8 protein-coding genes are annotated in these 7,639 nt (G+C 47.7%); 7 read left to right on the top strand and 1 reads right to left on the bottom strand.

What is annotated here, in order from left to right:
- Nucleotides 1-236: 236 nt before the first annotated feature.
- A complete protein-coding gene (locus tag Q0257_RS01610; RefSeq protein WP_298020739.1) occupies nucleotides 237-1,397 on the bottom strand; it encodes a PepSY-associated TM helix domain-containing protein in 1,161 nt (386 codons plus the stop codon).
- 353 nt (nucleotides 1,398-1,750) lie between these two features.
- On the opposite strand from Q0257_RS01610, the gene Q0257_RS01605 reads away from it, so the two are divergent.
- The 7 genes from Q0257_RS01605 to Q0257_RS01575 form a co-directional block, all read left to right on the top strand.
- Nucleotides 1,751-2,440 carry a hypothetical protein gene (locus Q0257_RS01605; protein WP_298020737.1) on the top strand — a complete coding sequence of 230 codons (690 nt, stop codon included), beginning with the start codon at nucleotides 1,751-1,753 and terminating at the stop codon, nucleotides 2,438-2,440.
- A gap of 42 nt (nucleotides 2,441-2,482) precedes the next feature.
- On the top strand, nucleotides 2,483-3,148 hold the full coding sequence (locus Q0257_RS01600; protein ID WP_298020735.1) for a hypothetical protein: 666 nt from the start codon (nucleotides 2,483-2,485) through the stop codon (nucleotides 3,146-3,148).
- Nucleotides 3,149-3,266: 118 nt separating this feature from the next.
- A complete protein-coding gene (locus Q0257_RS01595) occupies nucleotides 3,267-3,395 on the top strand; it encodes a hypothetical protein (RefSeq protein ID WP_298020733.1) in 129 nt (42 codons plus the stop codon).
- A gap of 114 nt (nucleotides 3,396-3,509) precedes the next feature.
- Entirely contained in the window at nucleotides 3,510-4,403 is an 894-nt protein-coding gene (locus tag Q0257_RS01590) for a DMT family transporter (protein WP_298020731.1), read from the top strand.
- A 295-nt stretch (nucleotides 4,404-4,698) separates the two neighbouring features.
- Nucleotides 4,699-5,412, top strand: coding sequence for a vWA domain-containing protein (locus tag Q0257_RS01585; protein WP_298020728.1), 714 nt, complete (start codon nucleotides 4,699-4,701; stop codon nucleotides 5,410-5,412).
- A gap of 635 nt (nucleotides 5,413-6,047) precedes the next feature.
- Nucleotides 6,048-7,154 carry an alanine racemase gene (locus Q0257_RS01580; protein ID WP_298020725.1) on the top strand — a complete coding sequence of 369 codons (1,107 nt, stop codon included), beginning with the start codon at nucleotides 6,048-6,050 and terminating at the stop codon, nucleotides 7,152-7,154.
- Between the two features lie 142 nt (nucleotides 7,155-7,296).
- Nucleotides 7,297-7,639 (top strand): pyrimidine dimer DNA glycosylase/endonuclease V (locus Q0257_RS01575; protein ID WP_298020722.1); only part of this gene is annotated, 343 nt, incomplete at its 3' end.

Below are 7,639 nucleotides of genomic sequence, written 5' to 3'. Positions count from 1 at the left end.
GCGCATATTATTATGATGCAGACCAAGCACAGATAATATCTCGTTTTCAAATTTCGCTCCTAAAATTTTCCGCAATATACCTCACATATACTTAATCTACGATAATTTTAGTATGCCTCAAATATCGTTAAATCAGGGCTTTTCTTGATCCGCTTCGGCAAATTTCATCTCAATGCTTCGTAGGTATTGGGCTCTCTTGCTCCGCTCGTCGCGCCTCTTATCCGCAAAGGTAAAATTTAGCTGAGCTTTCCCAGCTTAAACGCCCTTTTTACCGTCATATAAAAGCCGCTAAAGATAAAAAGCACCATGCAAAGCGAGACAATCGACCATAAAATTTTACCCGCTAGCCCGAAAAAATAGCCCGTATGTAGCTGATAGTTCGCGTCTTTAAACTCGCCCACGGTGATACCCTCCGTCTGCTTCTGCTGTACGACTTTGCCCTCCTTTAGCTTCACGCTCGCGCCTTTTGGACGGGCGGTAGCGGGCGCGTCGGGCTCATAATACCTGACGCCGATCTTATCTCCGGCTGCGAGCATTAGGGTAAATTCTTTATACTCTATTCCGCTTGATCTGAATATCTCATAAGCCCTCTGCGCGTCGCTAAATTTATACGTAGCGGGCTTTTTGCCCTCCTCCTTAGCAGGTGCGACGGCGTGATCTTTAGAAGCGGCGGCTTTAGGCGCGCTAGCTTGCGGTAAATTTTGAGAGCTAACGAAAAGCTTCATCACCGCATCGTTATACCAGCCGTACGACCAATTAAGCCCGGTCAAACAGATGAGAAGGTAAACTACCGCACTTAGCGAGCCTAGGCTCGTATGTAGGTTATAAAAAAGAGCGTATTTTTTGAGTTTAAAATTTGGTCTTATAGCTTCGATAAATTTGCGCCTAAGCCTTGGGAAATGTAGCCAGACGCCGCTTATTACGAGCAGTATCATCGCCACGGCGCTCGCACCCACGATCTGCTTGCCGATCTCGCCTGCAGTTTTATTGCCGCTTAGCGCTAGGCCTAAATTTCGATGCAGCGCCATCACCGTTAGCACAAAGCCCGTGCCGCGATCCTTGCCGATGATCTGCGCGGTGTATGGATTGACCAGATACGCATCATTTCTGTTTGCGTAAATGACGAAGGCTTCGTCATCGCTTTTGGGCACGACGAGCCTTACGGGCTGCTTAGCGCCCGTTTGCTCGCTAAAGCTTTGCAGGATTTTCTCCACGCTTTGCATTTCGCCCGTCTTTTCGACCTTTTTAGAGCCCGCGTTTATCAGCTCCTCAAGCTCGTGCTGATACGACAAAATCGCGCCCGTAACGCCTATGACAAGCAGCGGGATAGAAAAAACGATCGACAAAATAAGATGGACGTTAAACAAAATTTTATTGCGCTTCAAAAGCGAGCTCATTGTAGATCCTTGCGAGATAAATTTAATCTTTATTTGATTGAGGTTCGCAATTATATTGTGCGATTTTAAATATTTAGATAATTATCATTAAGATTTAGACTGCGAAATTTTAAGGCGCGTTATGGCATCACAAGAGCGCCTAGGCACCTCACGCAATGTCATAAACTGCATATTTCAGAATATCGAAGCCAAAAATTTAATCCGCCTTTCGCGCGGCAAGATCACGCCGGTGAGGTAAAATTCTAAGCGCGATTTATAAAAAAAACGCGCTTAGAATCTCGTAAATTTAGAAATTTTGCGCTAAAATTGCCAAAGACGCGAGCTTGCGTAATCCAAAAAACAAGGTCATTATTATGTCGCAAAGTATAACCGAGTTTGCTTCGATAATCCTTTATGTTACGATAGGCTTTTGCCTTCTTGTTTCATTGCTTCAGACAAACAGATCGTATAAAACCGTGTATCGCGGGACATTATTTATCCCAACCGATCCGCTTTTAAAAATACCTATGTTTATAATGTGCTTAAGCTTCGGCGTAATCACCCTATCCAGCTCGAATGTAGCAAACCACAACGGTAATCCGGTACCCTGCTTTTATACCTACGATAAAATTTGCTCGCAAGAGTACAAAGCGGCAGGCATAAATTTAAGATGCTTTGAAGAAGGCGATCCCAGATGCGTGGACGGATATCTGCAAATAAGCGAGCCTAGGCTAATACTTAGCAAAATCGGATCGGTCTGCGCCATAATTTTTTCTTTTGTCGTGCTAATTCAAAAAGGAATTAGAATAGATAAAAGCGGCATCTGCAAAGAATGGGAGGTTCTGCCGTTTAGGCATACGGAAAAGATATACTTTGATGAGATGAACTACGCCACATGGTTTATAAGAGGCGTAAAAATAATCAGCATACGAGGCAAAATTAGCGGCGTTAAATTCGGGGCGGGATATTTGTATGCACAAAAGGATATAGATTTTTTGCAAAATTTTATATTAGAAAAGCTCGCTGAAATTTCAAAAGCTAAAGCAGCCGAGCGAAACGCTTGAGCTTAATTTAACGCTAAAAATATCTAAATTCAAGGCGGCGGCATGATATTTTTATATTTGATATTCGGCATAAATCTTTTACTGTTTGGACTTGCCATTTTAAAAAGCATGGTTTTTAAAAGCAAGGTCTCTTATAAAACCGTGCAAAAGGGCGCCTGGCTCATACCTCCTAGCCCCATAGCAAAAACTATACTTATCGTGCTATTTTTATCCTGGGGTTCGTTGGTGGCGTTTGATGAGCCTTGGATAAAAACAACAAGAGGCGGAGGTAAAGTTGCATGCTTTGATGCAAACGACCCTTTATGCGTAGGCGGGCATATGCAAAGAGGCGACGACGAGACCGCACTCGTGATCGTGATGGGTCTTGCAATGATGCTAATTGCCATACTGCCGTTATCTGAAAAGGGCGTCATCATAGACAGCCGCACCGTAAGGAAAGAGTGGAGATTTTTGTCGTTTAAATTTAGCACAAAGATCGATATAGAAAATGCCCTTACGGAGAAGGGGATGAGGGGCGAGATGCCGATTTTGATAGTAGAAGACGGGCAAAGCGGCAAAAATTTTACGCTCTCATTCCCATACGCACAGCAAGATATAAAATTTATCGAAGCAGAGATAAGAAAGAGGCGCTATAAGATGATGAAATCAAAAGAGGCGACCCCCCAAATCCGCGCTCAAAAAAACTATAAGCTTAAAAGGCGCGAATGAGCGCGCAAACATAGAAATTCTAAAAAACGACAAAGAGGGCGCGGGCGATTAAATTTTAAATTTAGCCACGCGCGAGCAATAGCTGTAAAAATTTATGACAATGCGGCAAAGTGGCACAATGATCGCGAGCAGTAGCTACATTTATGACAAGCCGTGGCGAAACGGCGCAATGATCGCGCGAACAAGTCCAACGCTAGCCCAAAAAGACGAACCCAAAGCAAGCCCAAAAGACGAGCCGGGTACTTAAAATTTAACTCGCGATTTTAAAATCCGAAATTCTAAATCGCTCCGCCTAAATTTAGCTTATTTTTTACATAAAATTCGTAAAATTACAATTTTTAATTTACAAAAAAGGATGCAGATGAATAAAAGTTTGGAATTCAGAGCCGACATCGGAATGCTCTTCGTGGCGATCGCTTTTGGGCTCGGGTATCTGCCCACCTCGCAGGCGCTTGCGAGCAACAACGTCTTCGTGCTGCTATTTTGGCGCTTTTTCGCCGCAAGCATCATCGCAGGCGCGATATTTTTCCCGAAGCTCAAAGCCATAACTTCGCGCGAGATCAAGCACGGCGCGGTGCTTAGCCTGTTTTTATTCGCGGGCTTTACGTCACAGACCTTCGCTTTTAAATTCGCGCAAAGCTCCTCCGTAGCCTTCATCATCGGCCTAAACGTCGCGCTCGTACCCTTCATCGCCGCGGCGCTGTTTAGGCATAAAATTTACTCCTACGCCTACGCAGGCATCGCGCTTGCGGTCATTGGCCTCTATCTCATCGGCGACACGCAGCTAGGCCTCGGCAAGGGCGAAGCGCTGGCGCTAGTCTGCGCCTGCGCGTATTCGTTTCACATCGTGCTAACCAACCGCTTCGTGCAAAGCTGCGACGTAGCGGGTATCGCCTACGTACAGATCCTCTGCCTAAGCGCGCTTTGCTGCTTCGCGGCGATCTTTTTTGAAAGAGTCAGCATCGTGCCGGTGATGGATAGAAGCTTTTTCGTCGCGATGGCGGTGATCTGCCTGCTGGGAACGGTTTTCGGCTTTTTTGCGCAGGCCTTGATGCAAAAATACACGACGCCCGTAAAAACCGCTCTGTTTTTCACGCTCGAGCCCGTAACGGCGGGTATTATGGGCGTATTCGTGGGCGGCGAAAGGCTAAGCGCGATGCAAATTTTAGGCGCGGCGCTCATCCTCGCAGGCGTTTTGATAAGCGAGATCGGAAGCTACCTCAGCGCAAAACGGAGCAGATCCGCAGACGTTTGATTTTACGGCGGCGCAAATTCCATAAATTCCATGCCACGTGGAATTTTGCGTCGTAAAATCCCACGCTGCATAAAATTCTACTCCTTTAAAATTCCACAGCGAAATTCCGCGCCACGTAGAATTCTATGTCACGCCGAACTTTGCGGCGTCTCTTGCAAGGATACGTTAAAATTCCGCAACAAAATTTCGTATTAAAATTTACCCAGCAGAGGCGTGCGGCGAAGCTTTAGCGATAAAATTTCATTGATTAAGCGATACAATAGTAAAATAATGAAATTTTAACAAAGGAGCCCCTATGAAAAAAATCATCCTTCTTGTTGCCGCGCTTGCGGGCATATTGTTTGCCAAAAGTGCAGAGCTCGCCACGCCGCCCGATCATAAAGACGGCGTAAATCACCTGGAATTGGTGCTGATCTTAGATAAATCAGGCTCGATGAGCGGGCTTGAGAGCGATACGATCGGCGGATTTAACTCGATGATAGAAAAGGAGCGCAAAGAGGGCATCGACGCCAGCGTCACAACCGTGCTTTTCGATACGAAATTTAATGTCATCCATGATCGCACGCCGCTTAAGAAGGTCGAAAACCTAACGTCCAAAGAGTACTACGCCGGCGGCAACACTGCGCTATTAGACGCGATTGGCAGCACGATAGCGCGTATCGAGCGGGTACCAGACATCTATGCCAAAAACAATCGCGTGCTTTTCGTCATCATCACCGACGGGCAGGAAAACTCAAGCCGCGAATACTCCAAAGCGCAGATCAAAAAGATGATTAGCGACAAGCAGGAAAAATACGACTGGGAATTTATCTTTTTAGGCGCTAATATCGACGCCGCAAGCGAAGCACAAAGCATCGGTATCAAAAGCGAAAATGCCCTAAAATACGAGAATTCCAAAGAGGGCGTGAGTAAAAATTTCGAAGCGGCAGCCGAGATATCCAAAGACGTAGCGACCGATAATAAAGCAAACTCGAAATGGCGCGATAAGGTGCTTCAGGACAAAAAATAGAAAATCACAAAGAGAGGCGCACCAGAAATGAAGTATCGCTGCTAAACGAGCGGCGGTGTGAAAATAGGCGGCGATTTGAAAATGTGCGGCGCGAACGAGCTTTAGTAAAAAACACTGGCAGCGGTGCAAACGAGATTTATCAAAAAAATACGAGCGGCGGCGCGGAAACAGATAGTGCGCCGGGTCGCTCACCGAAAAATTTAACGCGAATATGCGCCGCAAGAAAAACATAGCGCGCGAGGAATAAAACGGCGTGAAGCGGAGCTAAAAATTCCGCGACCTAGTGGTACGGTGCGCATATTGATTTTTACTCGGCGCACTTTAGAATTTTATTTTGACTTTTTCATGCGCCGCGCGGTATTGCTTTTGCCTACGCTGCTTTGCGCGACACGGAAACGCAAATCTACTCGCCAAATTCAGACGCTTCGCGAAGGGCACCGATTTACACGGCGCGCAAACTGCATTTCGCAGACGAAGCTAAATTTACGACGCGCAAATTCCGCTTTCGCAGGCGGCACGTAAATTTCGCCCTTTGCAAGTCGCGCTAAATTTTAAAATTTAGGCGCTACAAAACTAGCGCAGCTACCAAGCTCGGCTGAATTAAAATTTCGTAAATTTAAAAGAGGAGGAAGCTTATGAGGGTATCGGAGATCGACACGCCGGCGCTGCTGATTGACCGCGAAATCGTGCTTCGCAACCTGCAAAAGATACAAAGCTACGCAGACGCCGCAGGCGTGAGCCTGCGCCCGCACACCAAAACGCACAAAATACCCTATTTCGCGAAGCTGCAAGAAAGCCTCGGTGCTGCGGGCATCACGGTCGCCAAAACGGGCGAAGCCGAGATCATGGCGGCAAATGGGCTGAAAGATATATTTATCGCAAACGAGATCGTGGGTGAGCTAAAATTTCAGCGCATCATTGCGCTTTTGCGCGCGGGGATAAACTTAAGCTTAGGCATCGATAGCATAGAGCAGGTGAGCCTGATAGAGCGCGCCTTTGAGCGCAGCGGCGCGAAGGCCTGCGTGCTTGCCGAGATCGAAGTGGGCGAAAACCGCTCTGGCTTCATAGAAAAGCAGGATTTCGCGGCGTTTATAAAATTTCTAAAAGGCTGTAAAAATATCGAATTCCGCGGCGTGTTCTCCCACGACGGCCACTCCTACAAAGCCGCCGATAAGAGCGAATGCGAGCGCATCCACCTAGCCGCGCAGCGCCGCACGCTGGAGTTTGCGGATATCGCACGCGAGCTGGCTATGCCCGCACGCGTCGTTAGTATCGGCTCGACGCCCTCGCTAATCAACGATTTTGAAATTTTAAAGGGCGTCACCGAGATCCGCCCGGGCACATATATCTTTATGGACGCCTCGCAGGCGCAGGCTTACGGCGATTATTCGATGAACGCGGCGAGTATCCTTACGACCGTCATCAGCAGGCCTACGGCGGATCGCATCATCACCGACGTCGGCGCCAAGGGGCTCACGCAGCAAAGGCGCACCGAGGGCTTCACCGCCACGCCCGGGCTCGGGCGCATAAAGGGCACGGAGGTGTGGATAAATGGCGTTTACGACGAGCATGCGATCATCTACGACAGAGCGCTGCGAGACGCCGTGCGCGTGGGCGATCGGCTCGAAATTTATCCAAACCACATCTGCCCCGTAGTAAATTTGCACGAGTTCGCCTACCTCGTTAGCGGCGGCGAGGTCGTAGAAAAGATCCCCGTGCTATGCAGAGGCAAGCTGCAATGAGCAGGCAAGCTCAAAGGTGCGGCGAGATAAAATTTAGCCTCTAATCTAGGGCGCGGTCAAATTTAAGACGCGAATATATCACCGCTCAGGCTGCGGCGCAAAGCGCGCCGAATTTGACGACGAAATTTAACGAAAGGCAAAAATGAGGCTTTGGACGATAAGCTTTAAATATCTCGATGCAAAGGGACTAGTCGCACTTTGGCGAGAGGCGCTGCTAGCTAAAAACGTGCTAGCGGGACTTACCAAGGGCCATAAAAATCATCCGCAGCTTGACCGCTTTTATGCGCACGAAAACGCGCTAGAGGCGATAAACGCGTATCTGGCGGAGGTTTATGCACAGACCTGCGCTCGCGGCTATAAATTTGACGCAGCAAAAGTGGGCGAATTTGACGAGCGAAATTTAGCCAAAATAGCCGTCACTAGCGGGCAAATCGAGTATGAATTCGCCTTTTTGCAAGAGAAGCTAAAATCACGCGATATCAAGG

Source organism: uncultured Campylobacter sp. (assembly GCF_938018035.1).
GTDB lineage: Bacteria > Campylobacterota > Campylobacteria > Campylobacterales > Campylobacteraceae > Campylobacter_B.
The sequence above is the reverse complement of the archived record's forward strand: the minus strand, read 5'-3'. Positions and strand labels throughout refer to the sequence as shown.

Coding starts and splice junctions, on each gene's coding strand:
- Q0257_RS01600 (WP_298020735.1), top strand. CDS start 2,483: ATGATATTTTTATATTTGATATTCGGCATAAATCTTTTACTGTTTGGA.
- Q0257_RS01610 (WP_298020739.1), bottom strand. CDS start 1,397: ATGAGCTCGCTTTTGAAGCGCAATAAAATTTTGTTTAACGTCCATCTT.
- Q0257_RS01595 (WP_298020733.1), top strand. CDS start 3,267: ATGATCGCGAGCAGTAGCTACATTTATGACAAGCCGTGGCGAAACGGC.
- Q0257_RS01585 (WP_298020728.1), top strand. CDS start 4,699: ATGAAAAAAATCATCCTTCTTGTTGCCGCGCTTGCGGGCATATTGTTT.
- Q0257_RS01590 (WP_298020731.1), top strand. CDS start 3,510: ATGAATAAAAGTTTGGAATTCAGAGCCGACATCGGAATGCTCTTCGTG.
- Q0257_RS01580 (WP_298020725.1), top strand. CDS start 6,048: ATGAGGGTATCGGAGATCGACACGCCGGCGCTGCTGATTGACCGCGAA.
- Q0257_RS01605 (WP_298020737.1), top strand. CDS start 1,751: ATGTCGCAAAGTATAACCGAGTTTGCTTCGATAATCCTTTATGTTACG.